We start from the raw sequence: 20,369 nt of genomic DNA, 5'->3' as shown, positions 1-20,369 counted from the left end.
CTGTGATGGGGGCGCTTGCGCTGCATGTATGGCTAACGGGCATCATAGTTACAACCTAACGAAAGATTCCGTTTGTATAAACTACAGTCATGTACTTTCCGATACATTCTATAGAAATAAAAATGAATCCGGTGGGGGCAGCTAAGGATGAGTGAATTTAGTAATAGCTTTCATCTGAAGACTTTTGATCAAGCGAAGGCAGTGACTCTTTTAAGAGATGCCGAGATGACGGGGTACGTTTATGGTGAGGAGAATGGCTGGGTTACGTTTGTAGTTGAACATAGAGGAAAGCATGCAGACAAAATAATAAGCAAATTAAATCCTGGTATACTCGTACATCATGTCTATCTTGAAGATCATATGTGGGCACTAAAAGTATACAAGAAAGATGAACTTATGTTTGATTATGAAGCAGACTGGGCTGGAGAAGGCCTGGTTATTGAGAAGAGGCTGTTTGATCTTGAGTTTTTGGATGAATTGGTTATGCAGCAAGGCAACTCCACAGACGGTCTTGAGCAAATCTTTGATTTTAAGGATAGCAAAATAAGTTACGATAACCCACCGGCATATCTAATAGCTAAAAAACTTGGTTTATCTAATTTCGAATGGATTTCGTCAGATAATCTAAGCAGTTTTAATGACAAAGAATTACAAGAGATGAGTATCATTTACGTTGGATCGGAATAAATCGTCATATTTACCCGCAATTCGTCGAATTCTTTATTAAATCTAAAGGGTAACCTAGATCGTTTCCCGAGGAGTGGGATCGTGGGTGTAGATTTTTCTGCAATGTTTCAACATTCGTTTGATTTAAGGTCAATAGAGCAGTTTAAAGAAGAGCTGATCAAAGGGACGAAATTTCCGAAAGTAGTACAATGTATATCCGAAGTTAACCAACATAATCTTCACTTGGTTCGACCATGGTCTCTATGCCGTGAACGAATAATCGAATCACGTAACTATGGCCCGTTCGATCCTGATCGTTTCGCTGATGATGAATATATTGAGATAGACGGCCCTGGAGGCTTCAGCTTTACCTTTAATAAAAATATTTGTGAATTCAGACCTTGTTTTAGATGGTACAGCTTTATTGAAAACAAGGAACTACAATTCGAAATTCGAACGATATGCAAAGAGATCTCGAATTACTTCGGTTACAACTTTGCAATATACATGGGCGATAATTACTGTGCATCCGATTATGTTTTTGAAGGTCGCGATATGGAATATTACAAAGCGGCTTTAATGAGACGATTCGGTAAATCAAAAAACACAATTAGCGAATTAATACAAAGATTTTCTGAAGGTTGGAAATCTGAGGGCTATTTCATAGACACCTTTAGTGACTTATCAGTAGATAACGGCAGGGAAGAATTTAACTAACGGAGCACGATAGTTCAATAATCGATAAAGACGTGACTGCCAGATTGATTGGGTGGACTAGCTTTGTTAACGGGCAGAATTCGATGATATATACAGGCTGACCGGCCCATAGGGCCGTTTTTTCTATACAGATAGCAAGGGACCGTACTCCCGACTGACAAAGGATGGTTCTATCTCTCTTGTAGGCGAAAGATTGTCGATCTTCACATGGACCAGAGATAGACCAAGGAATTCTGTATGAAGGCGCTGGATCCATCTTTACCTATAAACAAACGTTTCCATCTTCTGTTTGATGGCTTCGAAAGAATTGCGAGTGACGTGTTCACCCGCTTGAACTGCACATTTGCTAAGTCATTCCGCAAGACGAGAGTTTAATAATCAGCTAAGACGAGGCTATCGGCATAGGGTGTTGGCCTCGTTGAATGGCAGGATACCACCCTCAGGGAAATAGTGTTAGTATACTTTATATGACACATATTGGTTTTCGAAGAAAAGATCAGGTCGCTAAGAACAGCACATGGCGTCATTGGTTTTCCACAAATCTTCGAGGTGAGGTATTGTGAAAAATTATCGTCCTAAAATGGCGATATCCCTTATAAGCATATTTTTAATAATATTTGTCGTAGATTCTTTCGTTCTCAACGGACTATTATTACAATGGGGTACATTTAATAAAGAGAAGTTCTTTTTGAATAATCAATGGTGGAGAGTAATAACTTCACCGTTTTTCCACGCAGGAGTCATACATATTTTGGCTAACAGTTTAGCAGTTTATTGTACAGGAGTACTTATAGAATCAAAAATCAGAAGCATTTGGTTTTTGTTGGTCTTTTTGATAAGTAACGTTCTAGAACGAATTATTTTTGCCTTTGTTTTTTCGCCTACCTCATCTATTGGCAGCTCACCGGGGATATTTGGATTAATCGCCATATTAGTAATATACTGTTTTAGAAATAGAGATTTTTTTGTGAAACATGTGAAGAGTCGGGAAATGGAGTATCTGATAGGATATAGTGTTCTTGGAAATGTTATTGGTTTTGAATTTAGCAAGCTTTTTGTACATGCAGTGGGCTTTATTATCGGGATTGTTCTAGGTATTGTCGCAAAACCGATTTTGAACTTAGTATCCGATGATAGAACAACAAACTCAGTATAAGCACTTCTTATAGTTATGAAAAAGATTTTATCCTGAATTTCGAAAGCGCGTAGTTTATAACAAACTCATTAGTGCCTGTAGTGATTTTACTGGTAATAGCAGGAGAATTACAGCGGAAATAGGGCGAGTTGACGAATTGCGACGGCCGATCCATGGAAAACCCGCGTTTGGCTTCCTTGATGTAGTTTTCCGCCGAGGAGTTCAAAAGTTTCGTTAGGAAGGGAACAACATCTGTGGAAGAATGCGTGTTGCCCGCCCGGAGAACGGCATTCAAACAGAGGCGGGATTATCCCTCAAAAGCCAAAAGTGGATGATAGCACCGTGGAGTCCAGGTCCAAGATCAGATCCGAAGGCAGACAAGGTTGAACGACTTCATGGTTTAATTTCCGCAAGTCCAGTCGAAGATTCGGACACGTTTTGTGTAAGCGAACTAATTCTTTGTACAGTAGCGAATGGTGCGGACAGCGCCCGCCCAGAAATCGCTTGATGAGCGGGTCGTGCTGCAACCTCCGAAAATGAAAGAGTCGCTCGCAGCCGAGAATCACCTAAAAGGTGCTCCTCTCTTTGGGTGTAGTGTTCTCGACAAACACCATTCTACCAAAGGTTCGAGCACTTTTTTCTGTTTTCAGAGAAAGTTACTTTCGAAATTTAGGATCACCTCTTCAGGAGGGATGTCACAGTGCAAACTTTGAGATACTGGGACTACTACGGAATGACGGAACGCTTTACGGATTTGTACGACCGATCAGCAAAGCAGGAAACCTTTCGGAACTTGTACGACGTCATCACTTCCCGAGAAAACATCCTGCTGGCGTACCGTTCGATGGAATCTAACAAAGGGTCAATTACACCAGGAACCGATGGAAAAACCATCGCTGACATACAAGGGCTATCCGACGAGGAACTCGTTTTCGAAATTCAGACTCAACTGCAGAATTATCGCCCGAAGAAGGTTAGACGGAAACTTGTCGAAAAAGATAACGGCAAATTAAGACCGCTCGGCATTCCTTGTATCTTGGACCGCATCATCCAGCAGAGCTTCAAGCAAGTGCTCGAACCCATTGCACAAGCAAAGAGACGATTGACGTAATTCTAAACAGGCTTTGAATTGCGGAGTCTACGATGGATAAGATCAACCAGTACCGCAAAAAGTGCGAATTGGAACCGATTTAAAGATCCCATTCCCGAAGTAACAAGGAACTGAACGAGTACTTTCGTTAGATGGTGCGCGGAGTGCTTTGGAAACTGGCATGCTCCGTGCGAAGCAGGGGAAAAGCTGGAGATCACTTCAAACGCTTACCTATTGCTACTTGAGTTGAAATAGAAGAACGTTCCCCAGGAAAAAACCTCCATCCAGCATTCGCAAGAATGCATAGATAGAGGTTTTGGTCATTCTGTCAACCCATATCGCTGCCAGTTATGGTTTGTCTTGAAGCATGCGGACCAGCACTGCAACGGCTTCCGCCCTTGTGGCCGTACTTGACGGTTCGAATCGGTTATTGGAGCGGCCTTGGATAATGCCTTCTCGTTCCGCTTTCGCGACATACCCTTTCGCCCAGTCCGGAATGTCCGCATCGTCCAAGAACGAGGTCGCCCCGTTCGAAGCCGTTATTTTCCAGCCTCGGATCAGCATGGTGACCATCTCCGCCCGGTTGATCTTCTCGTTCGGACGCAGCGTCTCATCTTCATAGCCTTCGATAATGCCTGCCCGGACAACTGCGGACAATTCGGCCGTCGCCCATGCAGGGATGTCTGCCTGATCCGCGAAAGTGTCCAAGACAGCTGTGTTCCCCGAATCTTGCAGCTTCATTGCACGTGCTACCATCAAGGCGAATTGCAGCCTCGTCACCTCATCGTCCGGCAAAAATGTGTCGATGGAAGGGCCTTGAACTATACACAGCTGCGAAGCCGATTCGATGTCCGACTTCGCCCAATGGTTCTGGATATCCGACCAGGTGAGCTTTGTACAAGCAGCCCCACCCGACTGTTCCGGCGGCTTTTCCGTATCCGGCTTGTCTACAGGAGGATTTTCCGGATTAACGGGGGTCGTTGGCGTCGATACGCCCCCGCCACTACCGTCACCGGAATCCGAGTCTCCATCATCTGTTGGCGTCGAAGCTTCAGCTTCGCGGGCAATCATGATCGTATACGTCTTCTCTGTCACTTGGTCCTGAGCCGTAACCGTTACTTTGACCTCGTTGTCCCCGACATTCAGCGGGATTGCTTGCGACGGCATACCACTCGCTACCGGCGCCCCGTTCACCGTCACCGCCGCATTCGGATCGTATACGGACGGCGTAACCGTCAGGCTGTTCACACTGCCCAACACCGCAGCCGTATAGTTCGATGTTTCACTGTTGAACGTCGGCGACAGCTCACCTTCCGAGATTACCAGGCCGCTCAGGTTTGCACTGGAAACCGTCACTGTACTCGAATCGGTAAAGTTCCCTTCTTCCGTCGTCGCGGTTATGGTCGCTGTGCCGAGGCCGACCGGTGTGACACGCCCGCTTGCGTCTACCGTCGCGATGGTGGTATCGGACGACGCCCACTGCAAGTTTTTGTTTGAAGCATCATCGGGCTGCACATTGGCACTCAGTTGGCCGGTGCTTCCACCCACCACAAGCGACAGGGTAGCCGGCGTCACAACCACGCCCGTTGTGGGTACATACGTGTAGGAGATGGTCAATTTCGGTCGGCTGGTCTGCGTGGTTGATTCATCCGAATGAAAGCCTCTGTGCCACGCGGCTTCAGAGTCCAATTCCGTAACCTGCAACATGAACCCATGATTATCCGCAGTGCCGTCAACCCATTGCTGCAAAAGAGTGGTTAGATCCAGACTGCTTTTGGAATTGGCTAGATAGCCGTTGATCGATTGTACAGTGACTGGAGTCGGGTCATAAACCGCCGCGCCGACCGAGTTATTCCATGTAATCGTTGCTTCATCCCAAGGAGCTGTGACTCTATGGACAGCCACTTTTGCGCCCGTATTTGAAATTCCGGTATTAGTGGTCAATTCCAGTGTCGCGCTGTCAATCGTTGCATGTTGCGGTATGGATGAAAGATTGAATTGAATAAAAGAAGCCTGAGAGGCTGAAAGGCTTTTGGTGAGGGCAATTACATTTTCTGTACCGTTACTATTATCAGGGAAAGCTGAATAGACACGAGCACTCTGATTGCCCGCATACCCGTCAAGACCCTCCTGAAACACTTTTGTCTCCGAAGCCGCCGAAGCCGGAGCCGGAAAAAGTAACAATCCCATCAAAGTAGAAAGAATCAGGGCTGCGCTAAGCGCAACCGAAAGAAATGGCCGCAACGACCGCAGTCGAGGACGAGTCCGCATTTTACATACCTCCTGTTGTGAATAAGATGCAAATGGAGATTGAGAAAAGAAAGAGTCTGCATGATCCGAAGTCTTCTCCGCCTGTTCCGAAACTTCTTTTCCAACTCAAGTCTCTTCGAGTTCGTAGATGATCCTTATACCCCTGGAGAAGGCGAGATTTTTAAGATAAAACTCCAACGTTAATTTCACCTCCTTTCAGTATCCCATCGGGTATACCCGTTAACAAATACAAAAAAACCCCCGTCTGGTCAGCACAAAGCAAACAGACGGGGGTCATTCCTCCGTATCGGGCAGCTGGCTGGCATCGCGGACGCGCAAGTCCGTTTTAGCCCCTGTAGCTTTGCGTCTCCGCTTTTCAGCGGGTTTGCCTTTATTCCAATGTTCGATTAAACTCTATAAATCTTTACAAGGAAAAATATATCAATAAGTATAGATGGTTTGTATAGGTCTGCAGTTACAATATCGGAAGTTTTTTCTATCCATTTAGCCCTATGCGGTGGACTTATCCGTATTAAATCCAAGAAAGACCGCCATTGTTCGGCTGCCGCTGTTGTGCTCCCAAGAAAATGCAACTAATAGCTTGTATTGGGCGTCATAAATAACAAACATCACTTCGTTTTGAAGAGGAGGCAATGTATGAATAAGATACTTGTTATACTTGTTCTTATGATAACTACATCATTACCAATTGGATGTAGCAAACAGGACATTGATGTTCAAGTAAGCCCCACTTTTAAGAGCGGAGTATATTATGACAACCATTAATTTTAACATTGTACCCCCTCCTCAAGCTTTATTTCGGGATATTGAATGTATTCGAGTCGCGACCTATTCGGGAGATCAGCCTCTCGAGGTTAAGGTTTGTCCGGGCGGTTATCCGGGTATCGTCTTCCAGATTGCTGCTGATGGAAGGGCAGCGATTGAAAGTATCGCCATTCGCACCGCACGTACATCCAATATTCCTTTTTTGTTTCTTCATGGACAAGGCGCGCAACCGAGTATCATGCGCTTTAGAGGCACACCATATACGACAATCCAGATTGTGTTTAAAGCACATGCACTATACAGCTTGTTTGGTTGGGACGCGGTTTTTCATAGCCAAGGATTACTAGAGCCTGAACATTTTGAAGCTTTGGAGCTTGAGAGACAGCTTATGACAGCGAACTCGATGAACGAACGGGTTGATATGCTCAATCGGTTTTTGTTGTCAAAATTGATGCATACAAACAAAAGGGACAAGCTCATCGAGTCAAGTTTGGACTATATTCGAGAACATATCTCGAGTATCTCGGTAAATGAATTGTTAGCTGTTTTTCATATTTCGGAGCGGCATTTCCAGAAACGCTTCTCCCGTGTCGTAGGTATGTCACCGCACTTATTCATAAGGATAAGACGAATCAATGAAGCTTTACGGATGATGCATTCAGGGCAGTATGAACGATTATCTGATATCGCATATGCATTGACTTATTACGATCAGTCTCATTTTATACGCGATATGAAGTTGTTCTCATGGGTTAGCCCGAAACATATAGCGATGAAGGTTAACGAATTTCATAATGACCTGGCAGGATCCTCATACTTGTAGAATGGACGGTTTTGTCCAATTTTTTTTTGTTCATTTCGGGTATGGTTAAGTTAATCCGTTAGGAAAATAACTGCCACTTACCAGGGGGGATAAAGCATGGGGAAACTGAAAATGTTGAACCGAATATCAATCGATGGTTACTTTGCCAGCGTTAATGAAGCTAGTTTTGGGATGGAGTGGTTTATCCATGATCCGGAGGTTGACAAAGCAGCGCATGAAATAGGCGGTAAGATGGACACGCTTATTTTGGGAGGTTCAACATACCGCCTCTTTGAACGCTATTGGGTGCCGGTCCTTAAGGATCCGCACGCTCCGAAACATTTGAAGGATGTCGCTCAGGAATTAACTGATATGACTAAGGTTGTCTTCTCCAGAAGAATCAAAGAGTCATATTGGGAAAATACTCAAATATACGAAGATAATCCGATAGAAATCGTACGGCTAATGAAACAACGCTCCAATCCCGACATTCTTATGTTGGGTAGCGGCTCCATCGTTCAACAGCTTGCCAGGGAAAGTCTCATAGATGAGTATATCTTCATTATCACTCCGATTGTGGCGGGTGAAGGTAAACCTTTGTTTCAATTTGTCAAACAGTTTGAACTCAATCTGAGGGGGGCGCAAGCGTTCGAATCTGGAAACGTTGTGCTTCATTACCTGATAAAGAAGTAAACCAAGGATACAAGAGGTCCGAGAATGAACGACAACTAGTGGGGCAGTGAGACCGAGCATCGAGTGAGAGCGCTTATATGACATGCAAGAGGTAAGGGTCGTCTATTGCTTCGACGGCCTTTTTAGCGTTCAAACTGTGTCAGAAAGCATGCTTTTCGGTGCGCTCAAAAAGAGCATTATCATTGTGTTAAAATGCCTTCAAATAAGTTAGTCACGTGCCGTGTTTTGATATCGCTAGCAATAAATCCTGATATTAAAAAAAGGAAATGGCGATGCCCACCCTTTACCTGCAAACGAACGTCTCCATTTTCTGTTTGATGGCTTCGAGAGACTCGCGAGTGACGTGTTCACCCGCTTGAATATAGGATGCGGATGCTTTGAATGTGATTTGGTTGTTTTTCAGCCGTGGAGATAATACGACGTCGGCCAGCTGCAATTCGTCCTGAATCATACGCTTGCTCATGATATCCATCGTGTTGAGGATCGTTGCCACGAAATTTTTCGGTTCTTTCTTCATGTCGTCCGGCGTGCTGACATCCACCGCAATCACGATGTCCGCCCCCATGCTTTTGGCCAGGGCCACGGGCACCGGATGAGCGACAGCGCCATCCAGAAGCAGTTTATCCCCATATTTGACTGGTCTCATCACGCCGGGAATTGCGGTGGAAGCGCAGATGGCGCGAGATACTTTGCCTTGATTGAGAATGCAGGCTTCCCCGTTAACGGCATCGGATGCAACTGCGGCAAAAGGAATGGACAAATCCTTAAAATCGACGGGACCGATATATTTTTCCACGAATCGAACCATCGGGGAGTTGTCGACAATTCCATTCAGCGGTAGTGTCGGGAGTACAAGCTGACCCCAACGTACCGTGGGCAGCACTTTTTCAAAGGCAGATACAGGCTGCCCGCCTGCGTATAGAGCGCCGATAAAAGCGCCCACACTCGTACCGGCGATCAGATCGATCGGAATGCCGGCCTGCTCCAACACTTTGATTACACCGACATGCGCCGCTCCCCGCACGGATCCGCTTCCTAGGGCCAGACCGATTTTCGGACGGGCTCCGGGTTCGTGCACACTCCCGAACCTGAGGTGCGAATTGCGGATCTCTTTCCCGCTGCTCCGCACCATTGCATCGTGCACCACGCGCTTCAGTTCTTGAATATTCCCCCCAAGAAAAGGAAAGTCGCTTAACCGGTTCATCGCTTCTTGTGAAATCAAGGATTCGGGGTTCTGGAAGCCCGCTTCGGCAATAAAGGAGTAAACAAGCGCCGGAAGATCTTCCTGCCGATCGGATATCGAAATAGTTCGTCATTCAAGCGGAGACATCCTTTCATCACTTGTCATTGGCTGTGCTTGGAATGCCGGGACGTCCGGATTGTTGAAAAGAAACGTCACCGCACAGCAACGATGCGGCAATAAACCTCACGTCATTCGCCCGACGCTTTCGGCCGGTACCTGATGTATACCGCCATTGATTTGATTATGGATACCTGTCCTTGGTAGATTTCTGTATGTTTGAAAGCGCATTAAAATGGTATAGTTAGGATACATATTGAATTTTCATTGGATACGGTTGGGAAGTCAAGCGAATCCGGAGATAAAGGACATTTGGGGGGAATATGTACCACATTAGACGCCGGAGGATATGTACAAATTTTTCGAGACGCAATCCGAAGGACTTAGGCTGCATACGTAAATGTCGAAGCTTCGATCCAGGGAGAAGTCACCTTCGAAGCGACTTTACACCTAAACGAAAATAACCCGCTCAGGTTAACGGTTTGCGGGTTATTTTTTCTGGTTGTGTGGAGGTGTCGATTTAGACGGAGGGAGAAGTATAGTCCCATTCATGACTTAAGGAGAGTTGTTCTTGTCTCCAGAATTTTCAAGTTCCTTTTTATGAGATCTGTCGTTGAGGGCCGCCCCGATTAAAATCCCAATAAAAAGGATCACAAGGGTATAGAAAAGAATAGCTGCAAGCCCGACGTATCCTGCTTTTTCGAAAAATGCCTCGACCCATCTATCCGCTACATACATAAAATCCCTCCTAACGAACAAAAAGTAAACAGAAGCTTATATTTTCCATATAATACCATATAGTGACTGATAGGAAACTAAATTAAAAAATATAGAGGATAAAATATGAGGAGAGTATTAATTAGTATTGCAGTTTCAGTGTCGATTGTTGGCATCATGATCAGCTATCTTATTTATTACTTTTTTTTCTCATTATGTCACTTACCTGAAGGAGAGTTAGTCGAACAGATAAACTCCGCTAACAAAAGCTATACGATAAATATGTATCAGGTAAACGGAGGAGCTACAACTAGTTATTCGATTCGGGGGGAACTGGTTGACCATATAAAAGGATCAAAGAAAAATATTTATTGGGGGTATCGTGAAAATCAAACCCGTGTAAAGTGGTTAGACGACTACACCGTTACAATTAATGACCGCAAGCTCGATGTTAGGAAAGATACGTACGATTGGAGACGGAACAAAGACATTAATTCGTTGCAACGTTAATGACGCGGATTCACGAGCCCAAATGGTTCATCGGACAACCTCCTGGCAAAGCAAGAAGTCTTCCCGCCCGCTGCAGCAGTGGTTTTGAAGGCTTTTTGCTGTTCGCATATGAATCTGGAAAGCGAAGCGGCAGCATCTGGGAACAGCTCATTGGCCGCAAGGAAATTATGGATAGAATGCGGCACAAGAATGTGCATGTTTTCCTGAATGCGCTTTTTTTATGATGAAAGGGAATCAATCAATCGAAAAAAAAGGGGGACCGCGGATGGGGAACGGGAAGTTTGTTCTGGAGGGCGTGTACCCGATTCTCGCGACGCCGTTTACCGAAGCGGGCGAGGTTGATGAACAAAGCCTGCGCGAGCTGGTCCGGTTTCAACTGGCGGCTCAGGTGGACGGGATCGCGCTGTTCGGGAATGCGAGCGAGGCTTATACGCTGCTGGACCGGGAGCGTGAGCGGATCGCCGGTATTGTCAAGGAGGAAGTGAGAGGGCGGGTTCCGCTCGTATTCGGCAGCGGCCATACGGGGCTGGAAGGCGCCGTCAGCCTGAGCCGATGGGCGCAGCAGGCGGGGGCCGACGCGCTGATGGTGATGCCGCCGCATATGGTCAAGCCGGACGGCCAGCGCATGGTCGAATACTTTACCGCGATCGCCAAAGCGGTAGACATCCCGATCATGCTGCAGGATGCGCCGATCGCCAGCGGCGTCGCGATTCCCGTCCCGATCATGGCCAGATTGGCCAAGGACTGTGACAACATTTGCTATGTCAAGGTGGAGGCGCCGCCGACGACGGTGAAAATTACCGAGGTGCTGGAGCAGACGGAAGGACGCCTTGCGGTGTTTGGAGGGCTGAATGGCATTTATTACTGCGAAGAGCTGAGCCGCGGCGCGATCGGCACGATGCCGGCGTGCGAATTCCCCGAGGTGTGCGTTCGCATTTACCGTATCTGGCGGGAGGGGAAGCAGTCGGAAGCCCGGGCGCTGTTTTACCGGTACTTGCCGTTTATCCGCATTGGTACGATTGCGGGCTTCGCTACAGCCGTGCATAAGGAAGTGCTGAAGGCGGGCGGGGTAATCGCTTCAGCCCGTGTACGCAATCCGAATGCGCCGATCGACGAAGCGCTTCGCCGCGAGGTGATGGAGACGCTGGAAGGACTGGATTTGCTGGCGCTGCGCTGGCAAGGGCAGGATGTGCGGGCTTGACCACAGCTTCATATCAGACTCTCCTGTCGCCGGCCGGCAGGGAATGAGGGGCGGAGGTGAGCTAACATGCTGTTAAGCGGCAGAACGGCGCTCATTACGGGAGCTGCGGGCTCAATCGGCGCGGCGATTGCGAGGCGCTTTGCAGCCGAGGGTTGCAGGCTGCAACTGACGGATGTGCAAGAAGAGCGTGTCGAAGCTGTGACGGAGGCGCTTCGCCGCGTTGGGGCGGATGCGACGGCGCATCGGATGGATGTCTCGGATGAAGGCGCGGTGCGCCAAGTATTTGCCGGGCTGGATCGACTCGACATTTTGGTCAACAATGCGGGCCGGACGGGAAGCGGTCTGATCGCCGCAGGCACGTTGGAGGAATGGAGACGATTGCTCGACGTTAACTTGACCTCCGTATTCCTCTGCACCCGGTACGCATGGCCGCTGCTCGTACAATCGCAGACGCCGGCGATCGTCAATATGTCGTCGGTGAATGCGAATCGCGCCAATCCGGGCCTGTCCGCCTACGCGTCGGCGAAATGCGCTATTGCGGCGTTTACGCGACAGACTGCTCTTGAGGGGGCGGCGAGCCGCATCCGGGCGAACTGTGTCTCGCCGGGGCTTACGGTGAGCGAGGAGAAGCAGAAGCAGCTGGCGGCCCAAGCCCGCTTTCGAATCGATACGGATTGCTACCCGCTCGGTCGGCTCGGCAAGCCGGAGGACGTGGCCGATGCCGTGCTGTTTCTGGCCTCTGACATGGCCGCCTTTGTCAATGGCGTCGATCTGGCGGTGGACGGCGGCATGTCGATCCAGTCGGTCAGCGCGCTGGTTCGGCCCGAATTGCGCCGTCGCTGGAAGAGCGGGAGCTACAAGCTGATAGACGAGGAGGAGAAGGGCAGTGAAGATTACAGCCGTTGATATCTACATCGTGAAAGTACCGCCGGCCCGTCCGGTCCAGCCGGGCGGCAAGCGTTTCCTTGGCGCCGACTATTACGTCAGCGACAGCAACCGCCGTTCTTGCGTCTACTCGGTTAATGCGGAGACGGTGTTCGTCAAGCTGTCTACCGACGAGGGCGTGAACGGCTGGGGCGAACTGCTGGCGCCGACGCACCCGGAGATTGCCGCTACGGTGCTCAAGACTCATTTGGCTCCGCTATTGCTCGGCGCGCGTCCGCTCGACCAGCAGGTGCTGTGGGACCGCATGCTGGATACGCTCCGCGAGCGCGGCTATACCGGCGGCTATCTGGTCGATGCGATGGCCGGACTGGATATTGCCTGCTGGGATCTGAAGGGCAAAGCGCTCGGGCTGCCGGTGTATGCGCTGCTCGGAGGTAAGTACCGGGATAAGCTGCGCTGCTACTGCTCCAGCGTGCCGGGAGAGTCGGTCGGGGAGAAGCTGGAGCATATCGCACGGCTGCGGGGGGAAGGCTTCCAGGGCGTCAAGATTCATACGTTCGGCAAAGGCAAAGCGTCCGATCTGAAGCTGCTCCAGGCGATTCGCGAGCGGTACGGCCCGGATGAGCTGGATCTGATGTACGACGCTCACGGCAAATGCACCCATTCTGAGGCGTTCGGGATCGGCCGGGCGCTGGGAGAACTGGATGCGCTGTTTTTCGAATCGCCGCTGACGTTCGAGGACCGGGCCGGGCACAGCAGGCTGGCGGAAGCGATCGATACCGCCGTGGCCGTCGGAGAACCGCTGCGGACGATTTATACGTTCAAGGAATGGATCGCCTCGGGCGCGGTCGAGGTGGTGCAGCCGGATATGGGGCGCAACGGCATAACGGAGATGATGCGCATCGGGCATCTGGCGGAGGCGTTTCACCTTCCGTTCGCCCCGCACTTAAGCGCACATCAGGGCATCGGCCACGCCGCCTCCGTTCATGTATCCGCCGCGCTGTCCAATTTTATGATCTACGAGTACCAGCCGAATGCGCTGCGGGTCAGCGCGGATTATGCCCAGGTGTTATTCCGGCTGGAGAACGGGCACCTAACCGTACCGGATGCTCCAGGTCTCGGCGTGACGATGGATGAAACGGCGATGCGCCGTTTTGTGACCGCTCATGAACGGGTAGGCGGATAAAGGAAATTTCGGATAAATTTTGTTATAAAAATGTGTATGTTGCTTGCCGGGAGAATTCTTTATCTTAATAGTAAGGGGCAATTATGGATAGATTGACCCGGCAAGCTTAAACGAGCCGTCAGTATTTCGGGAAAGGAGGTCCGCCTCTGCGGCAGATGTCATACCGAAGGGGAAAGCGCTTGAGCTCAGGATGCGACACTATTATGAATGCGCTTACTTTTGAATAATTTTAAAAATTAAGAACTTTATCCTTTTCATTCAAGGTAATAACTTTACAGGGGGGATTTCAAATGAAACGTAAACCGATCATTTGGCCGGCTGCGCTGGCTATGCTCGCCATCGTGACCGCGGCTTGCGGACAAGGCGGAGGAAGCGGCAGTCCGGTGGATGAAAAGCCGTCGGTCAAGGAAGAAGCGCCGCCGCAGCCGGTGACGCTCAAGCTGTATGCGGGGTGGAAAATTACGGATGAGGATTACGAGCAAATCTTTTTCAAGCCGCTGCGGGCGAAATATCCGCATATCAAGGTGGAGACGATCACTGCGTCCGGCGACATTAATATTCGCAACATGGTCGCCGCCGGCGATGTACCCGACCTGCTCATTACCGGCGTCGAAGGGATGCAGAGCCTGCTCGATCTTGGGGTAGCGCTTGACCTGCGCGAGCAGATCAAGCTGCAAAACTTCGACCTGAACCGGCTGGACCCGAGCATTTTACAGACGGTCAAAAGCTTTGGCAAAAACGGAGAAATTGTCGCGCTGCCTTATGGGATGAACTACAATGCGCTGTATTACAACAAAACGCTGTTCGACCGGTTCGGCGTCGCTTATCCGAAGGACGGAATGACATGGGATGAAGTGATTGAGCTGGGCCGGAAAGTGAGCCGCACCGACGCCGGCGTCCAATACCGGGGCCTTGCTTCCAGCAACATCGTGCGCGTCGCGTCTCCCTTTTCCCTGAACCGGTTTGATCCGGTCACCGGGAAGGCCAGCATCAACACGGAGGCATGGAAGCGGGCGTTCCAGACGTACCAAGCGATCTTGTCGATTCCAGGCAATACGACGGCGAAGAAAAACTCGGATGAGCTGAACGCGTTCCTGTACGAAAAAACGATTGCCATGTATCCGTTCATCGGGCTGTTCCACCGGATGGCCGAAGCGGCCAAGGGCGGCCTGGACTGGGATCTGGCGACCTATCCGCAGTATCCGGACAAAAAGGGATTGTACGGCGAGGCGGACGGGTACTTCCTGCTCATTTCGCCGACGAGCAAGCATCAGAAAGAGGCGTTCCAGCTGATCAGCGCCGTGCTGGACGAAAGCGCGCAGCTCGATTCCGCCAAAAAGGGCGCAAGCGTGCCGCCGCTCAGCAAAAAGGAAATTACCGACCAATTCGGCATCGAATCCGAAGTGCTGAAAGGCAAAAATGTGCAGGCGATTTTCAAACACCGTCCGGTTCCGTATCATAACAACCCGACGAAATACGACGCCATTGCCGACAGCGCGCTTAATGCCGCAGGCGTCCAATTGTTTACCAATGCGAAGGACATCAACACGCTTATTCGTGAAACGGAAGAGTCGATCAACGCAAAGGTGGCTGCGGAAGCCGGCAAGTAAGGGGCAAGCAGGCCGGCCGCCGCGCAGGCGTGTCCCGGGTACAGGCGGACGACCAAATGGGGAGAAGGCTGGCAGCAGTTCTGTCTGCCTCCTCGAAGTCGTCTGCGTATAGAGATTGAAAGCGGGAAAGGAGGGGATGCGACCCGGCGGGCACAGGCAGCCGCAGCGATCGGCATCCTGAACGAGCAGCGTTGAAGCATAGGCGGCTATTAGCGGCCGGATACAAGTCCAATAGGCTTCACGAGATGCGTAAGGGGAAGGAGCAGACAGCGGATAGATGCGCCCGGAAATAGGGGAAGCAGACGCGGGCGTCCATAAGGAGGGAGTGTAATGATGAAGATGCGCTTGAAGAAGACGGCGGCCCTGGTGCTGTCGGCAGCGCTGCTGATGACGGGGATGGGCTTAGGCCCAGACTCGGCGCGGGCGGATTCCGGACCGCTGCCCGACATCAAGCCGGGCAAACATTATATCGTGCTGACGGCGGAAAGCTTTGCGGACCGGATGGGCAGCTGGACGCACCCGGCGGATCGAAGCGGCAGCCCGCTTTCCAATATTATGATGGGCAAGACGGACGGTCAGAACCACAGCTCTACGCCGGCGCTGGCCAAATACGGCATTCCGACGGACGGCTTTTACAAGATGATGGTCCATTCCCGGGACTTTTCGGTCAGTCCAGGCGTGCGGCCGTTTCACCTGAAGCTGGACTCGCGGGAACCGGCCGTATATGGCGCGCACGGCAATAACGGATGGTACTGGGAGTCCAGCGGACCGCTGGCGATGATTCGCGGGGAATACGATCTGGAGGCGCTCGATTATCGCGGCAACTATGCCCGCTTCGATATGGTCGTCCTGACCGATGATCTGGACTTTACTGCCGAAGAAAGCGCGTCCGCGCTGCAGTGGTTGGCCGCCAATCATCGGTATGTGCCCGGCAGCGTCTCGAACGGCGATCCCGATCCGAATCGCCCGCCTGTCGACATTGCGCTGCGTCTGAACGGCAGCTATGTCAACTTGAACGAGGAGCCGGTGATCCGGCAGGGAACGGTGATGGTGCCGTTCGGCGAAGTGTTCGCCGCTTTGGGCGCGGATGTGTCGGTGGACGCGGCGACATATCAAGAGACGGCCATGCGCAACGGCCAGCGCTTTCAGGTGCGGCCCGGGGAGGATATGGCCAGCGTGAACGGAAAAAACGTCTCGCTTGCGCATCCGGTTATCCGGGAGCAAGGAGCGGCGTTTGTGCCGCTGGAATTTGTGCGCCATTATTTCGGGGCGCTAACGGCTTGGGACGAAGGGGGGCAAACGGCCGTGATTGTGGCGAACATACCGGCGAACGCGTATTTGTTCCGGCCGGGCAGCTTTGACGAGTTGGGTACGTGGACGATGGAAAGCGGCGTGGACGGCGCTTTCGAAGGCATGCTGCTGCGGGGCGTCAACCCGAGCGGCGCGGGATCTACGCCGGAGGACGGCGATCCGGAATCGACGGAGCCGGCTGTCGCTTCGTTTCAGGTCCATCAGGCCGGGACGTACAACGTATGGGTGCGCTCGCGGGATTTCGCGACCAACCAGCCGGGAACGCGCTCCTTCCATGTCGGGCTGGACGGACAGATGTTGCCTCAAACGTTCGGCACCCACGGCTACGAAGGCTTCAGATGGGCGTCAGGCGGAACCGTGGCGCTTGCGGCGGGCGCGCATACGCTGGAGCTGCACGATACGTCTGGCTTCTACGCCCGCGCGGATGCGGTGCTGCTGACGGCGGATTTGCAGGCGACCCCGCCTGAATCGTACCATTCCCTGCTGCAGCTGGCTGTGCCGCTCGGAGGAGAAGCAGAGCGTTTTCCGGCCTGGGCGCTGAGCGACGCCGCGCCGACTGCCAGTACGACGATACAAAACGACCATACCAAGGTCGTCTTCTATAAGGTGCCGACGGCAAACGGCCAAGTGGTGCAAAATGAAGTGTATGCCAAGTCGGAGGGCGTGTGGATCAAGACGAAGGACCGCTCGGAGGAGCTGGGTTATGTCGTGCTGGCGGCAGATGCGGCTTCGACGGTTTCCACATCACAGGACATGTATATGTTTAGGAGCCGCTACAGTACGGCTGCCGCTCAGCAGAAAGGGTATGCGGGCACCGATCTGTATAAGTCCGGCCGGATCAACTGGTTCATTCCGGTCGACTACACGACGACGCCGGAGGGCGGAGTGGAGCTGCTGTTCGACCAGCCTTTGGCGGATTTCAGCGCGAACTGGCAGCTGGAGGGCAACCATCCGGCGCCCAAAGTAACGGTGGACGCGACCTTCCACGAGGCGGGGAGCTATTCGATCGGCGCTTGGGAAGGCAGGGAATTTACGGATGACCGCTATTCGTTCGCCCTGGCGCCTTACCGGGTGCTCGGCAAGCGAATTGCGCCTGAGGCGGGGCTGATGACTGAGCAGCATTTGTTTACGCCGATGGGCACGATTACCCTTGGCCCGGACAACAGCTATGCGCCTGGCCGCGCGGTAACGAAGGGAATCGCCGCCGAGCCGTCCTGGATTCCGCTGCGCTGGGTGTACGGCAATAACGGCGCGTTCGGGATCACGATGCGCGGCACCGGCTACAGCCCGCGCGGGTCGATCTTCGCTCCGGTGCTCGGCTCGCCGGAGGCGAACTTTGCCGCTGAGCAAAGCTATACGCTCCAGTACCGCGTGATCAGCCAGGTGGCGGACTGGTACGATACGTACAAAATCGTGGCCCAGGATCTGTTCGGCGTCCACGATTACCGTCAAAACGTCACGAGCACGCTGAACGACGCGATCTTCAATACCCGGCAGCTGATGCTGGACGATCATTTCGGCGGCTGGGACCCGTATGACAAAGCCCACTATAATATGGAAGGCAAAAATACGACTTCGTCGGCGAACCCGATGCAGGCACTTCAGGACTATTTGCTGACTGAGGACAAGGAGATGCTGACCCGCCGGGCGATTCCGACTCTGGCGAATTTGCTGACCCGCAAAGGGCTGCACTTCAACCGGACGAACGATGAGGGCGGGGTTCATCAGGTCGGCGATGTGCCGAAGCCGATCGGCGATCCGATCAGCGGGTACAATCTGAATGTCGTCGGCGGCTTGTACGAAATGACGCGCGGCGCCGTGCCGTATTTGTACGAATACGGTCTGCAGAAGGGGATGTCGTCGGTCACGAACTCGTACGGCTCGATCCCTGCCTTCGCCAACAATTTGGCGCTGTACAAATATACCGGCGATCCGGCGTATTTGACGCAGGCCCGTCAGCAGGCGCAGCAGTATGTGACCAATGTCGTCTACCAGCCGCAAACCGAGCCGGTGAACTGGTCCAGCTTTATCTATATCTCCTACTACCCGAACCTCGCGTCCTTGCTGGATTTGTATGAAACAACCGGCGATCTGCAGGATCTGGCGGTGGCGGAGCAGGTAGCCCGCTGGCTGGTAACGACGCTGTGGGTGCCGGGAATCGACGGCGCGAAGCTGAACCAGCCGGTTACGGTCAATGATATCAATCAGATGAAAAGCGTTTTCCATTATGGCAATGAAGGCAATCCGAATTTCTGGTGGCATGGCGATCAGCAGGAGCGGATCGGCCGGCCGACGGGCGATCCCGGCAATTTGGCAAGCAATGTGCGGATCGAGCAGCAGATGACGCAGGAGCCGGCATGGATTCCGTCACGCGTCGGACTTGGTCTGGAGCAGGCGTCTACCTTCGGCCGCAGCTCCAACATTATTATGTCGAGCTGGGTCGGCGATTTGCTGCGGCTGTCCGGATATACGGGCGATACGTATTTTGCCGACACGGCGCGCAACGCGATTGTCGGCCGGTTCGCCAACTATTCCGGCTACTACCAGAATACGTTCTCCACGTTCCAGCAGCAGGCGGATTACCCGCTGCTTGGGCCGGACTACACGGGCATCTACTGGCATCATTTGCCGCCGTTCCTGGCGATGCTGGAGGACTTCCTGTTCAATCAGACCCATCTCTGGTCGGAAGGACGTATCGCCTTCCCTTCGCTGCGCCAGCAGGGATACGCTTACTTTAATTCGAATCAGTACGGTCATGAACCGGGGCAGTTTTTCGGAGAGCAGGGCATGTGGCCCTGGCTGGACGAGGGCATTATCACGACGGACAGCATCCAGATCGACTGGCTGGCGGCGCGCAAAAATGGCGTGCTCGGCGTCGCGCTGCTCAACGAAAGCGCGGACAGCGTCACAGCCCAGGTGTATCTGGGCAGCAAAGTGCCCGGAGGCGGCAGCTATTCCGGCAAGGCGGAGCTGTATGAGCCGAACGGCGGCATGACGGAAGTGGATGTGGTTCAGGGCAGCTTTGCAGTGACGATCCCGGGCAAGAGCCTGCGCGCGGCGATATTGCGCATCCCTGGCGTCCAGGAGCCTGCCTTTGCCCAGATGAGCTATGTGCTGGACGGAAACCCCGACCTCGGGCAGACCGTATCCGAGCACGCGTACGGCAAAGCGATGGTGCTCCAGATGAGCCCGGAATCGTATTATGCCTATGTGTATATGACGGATAAGCCGGATCAGACGCAGAGCGTATCTTTCTACTACAGGATCGGCGACGGACCGGAGCAGGTGGAGACGACAACCGTGTATCCGTACGAGGCTATTATCGAAGTGCCTGACAGCTCGAAGAGCTTCACGTACAGGCTGGAGGCGACGACTGTGACCGGCATCCGCAGCATCGCAGGAGGCACGATTGCGCCGCTGGTGACGGCTGGCGGAGGCTCGGAGTAAGCGAACAGCAGAAGCCCCCGATTCTCCGCGATCGCGAAGGAGTTCGGGGGCCTTGCTCGTTGC

The 20,369-nt window shown here is 52.0% G+C and carries 15 protein-coding genes, 1 pseudogene and 1 riboswitch; of the genes and pseudogenes, 12 read left to right on the top strand and 4 right to left on the bottom strand.

The window, feature by feature from the left end:
* Positions 1 to 147 precede the first annotated feature (147 nt).
* The 3 genes from AC3Y2E_RS02200 to AC3Y2E_RS02190 all read left to right on the top strand — a co-directional run bounded on the left by AC3Y2E_RS02200 (position 148) and on the right by AC3Y2E_RS02190 (position 2,539).
* Positions 148 to 687: a hypothetical protein gene (locus AC3Y2E_RS02200; RefSeq protein WP_379206666.1), complete on the top strand. Its 540-nt coding sequence runs from the start codon at positions 148 to 150 to the stop codon at positions 685 to 687.
* Positions 688 to 768: 81 nt separating this feature from the next.
* Positions 769 to 1,383: a hypothetical protein gene (locus AC3Y2E_RS02195; protein ID WP_379206664.1), complete on the top strand. Its 615-nt coding sequence runs from the start codon at positions 769 to 771 to the stop codon at positions 1,381 to 1,383.
* Between the two features lie 559 nt (positions 1,384 to 1,942).
* Entirely contained in the window at positions 1,943 to 2,539 is a 597-nt protein-coding gene (locus tag AC3Y2E_RS02190; protein ID WP_379206662.1) for a rhomboid family intramembrane serine protease, read from the top strand.
* Positions 2,540 to 2,696: 157 nt separating this feature from the next.
* Here AC3Y2E_RS02190 and AC3Y2E_RS02185 read toward each other — a convergent pair.
* Positions 2,697 to 3,081, bottom strand: a pseudogene (locus AC3Y2E_RS02185) (IS1380 family transposase); the annotation flags it as partial.
* A gap of 137 nt (positions 3,082 to 3,218) precedes the next feature.
* Between AC3Y2E_RS02185 and AC3Y2E_RS02180 the strand changes: the two are divergent.
* Positions 3,219 to 3,629: a hypothetical protein gene (locus AC3Y2E_RS02180; protein WP_379206660.1), complete on the top strand. Its 411-nt coding sequence runs from the start codon at positions 3,219 to 3,221 to the stop codon at positions 3,627 to 3,629.
* 327 nt (positions 3,630 to 3,956) lie between these two features.
* Here the strand turns inward: AC3Y2E_RS02180 and AC3Y2E_RS02175 are convergent, their stop codons facing one another.
* Positions 3,957 to 5,798, bottom strand: coding sequence for an S-layer homology domain-containing protein (locus AC3Y2E_RS02175; protein WP_379207217.1), 1,842 nt, complete (start codon positions 5,796 to 5,798; stop codon positions 3,957 to 3,959).
* A 367-nt stretch (positions 5,799 to 6,165) separates the two neighbouring features.
* Positions 6,166 to 6,258, bottom strand: a riboswitch (cyclic di-GMP riboswitch).
* Positions 6,259 to 6,630: 372 nt separating this feature from the next.
* Between AC3Y2E_RS02175 and AC3Y2E_RS02170 the strand changes: the two genes are divergently transcribed.
* Complete coding sequence (locus AC3Y2E_RS02170; RefSeq protein ID WP_379206658.1) at positions 6,631 to 7,467, top strand: helix-turn-helix domain-containing protein; 837 nt, start codon at positions 6,631 to 6,633, stop codon at positions 7,465 to 7,467.
* Positions 7,468 to 7,563: 96 nt separating this feature from the next.
* Positions 7,564 to 8,139, top strand: coding sequence for a dihydrofolate reductase family protein (locus AC3Y2E_RS02165; protein WP_379206655.1), 576 nt, complete (start codon positions 7,564 to 7,566; stop codon positions 8,137 to 8,139).
* Between the two features lie 283 nt (positions 8,140 to 8,422).
* On the opposite strand, the gene AC3Y2E_RS02160 is transcribed toward AC3Y2E_RS02165, so the two are convergent.
* Positions 8,423 to 9,439 carry a patatin-like phospholipase family protein gene (locus tag AC3Y2E_RS02160; RefSeq protein WP_483875092.1) on the bottom strand — a complete coding sequence of 339 codons (1,017 nt, stop codon included), beginning with the start codon at positions 9,437 to 9,439 and terminating at the stop codon, positions 8,423 to 8,425.
* A 555-nt stretch (positions 9,440 to 9,994) separates the two neighbouring features.
* Positions 9,995 to 10,177: a hypothetical protein gene (locus tag AC3Y2E_RS02155; RefSeq protein WP_379206653.1), complete on the bottom strand. Its 183-nt coding sequence runs from the start codon at positions 10,175 to 10,177 to the stop codon at positions 9,995 to 9,997.
* Between the two features lie 105 nt (positions 10,178 to 10,282).
* Between AC3Y2E_RS02155 and AC3Y2E_RS02150 the strand changes: the two genes are divergently transcribed.
* From AC3Y2E_RS02150 to AC3Y2E_RS02125, 6 genes are all read left to right on the top strand, one after another.
* A complete protein-coding gene (locus AC3Y2E_RS02150; protein WP_379206651.1) occupies positions 10,283 to 10,666 on the top strand; it encodes a DUF5412 domain-containing protein in 384 nt (127 codons plus the stop codon).
* A gap of 265 nt (positions 10,667 to 10,931) precedes the next feature.
* Complete coding sequence (locus tag AC3Y2E_RS02145; protein WP_379206649.1) at positions 10,932 to 11,867, top strand: dihydrodipicolinate synthase family protein; 936 nt, start codon at positions 10,932 to 10,934, stop codon at positions 11,865 to 11,867.
* Between the two features lie 66 nt (positions 11,868 to 11,933).
* On the top strand, positions 11,934 to 12,773 hold the full coding sequence (locus tag AC3Y2E_RS02140) for an SDR family NAD(P)-dependent oxidoreductase (protein ID WP_379206646.1): 840 nt from the start codon (positions 11,934 to 11,936) through the stop codon (positions 12,771 to 12,773).
* Positions 12,754 to 13,938 (top strand): mandelate racemase/muconate lactonizing enzyme family protein, encoded by a 1,185-nt coding sequence (locus AC3Y2E_RS02135; protein ID WP_379206644.1) that lies wholly within the window; start codon positions 12,754 to 12,756, stop codon positions 13,936 to 13,938. Before AC3Y2E_RS02140 ends, AC3Y2E_RS02135 begins: the two co-directional genes overlap by 20 nt.
* Before the next feature lie 290 nt (positions 13,939 to 14,228).
* A complete protein-coding gene (locus tag AC3Y2E_RS02130; protein ID WP_379206641.1) occupies positions 14,229 to 15,548 on the top strand; it encodes an ABC transporter substrate-binding protein in 1,320 nt (439 codons plus the stop codon).
* 330 nt (positions 15,549 to 15,878) lie between these two features.
* On the top strand, positions 15,879 to 20,306 hold the full coding sequence (locus AC3Y2E_RS02125) for a stalk domain-containing protein (protein ID WP_379206639.1): 4,428 nt from the start codon (positions 15,879 to 15,881) through the stop codon (positions 20,304 to 20,306).
* Positions 20,307 to 20,369 lie beyond the last annotated feature (63 nt).

It is taken from the genome of Paenibacillus sp. MAH-35 (assembly GCF_058135425.1).
The sequence above is the reverse complement of the archived record's forward strand: the minus strand, read 5'-3'. Positions and strand labels throughout refer to the sequence as shown.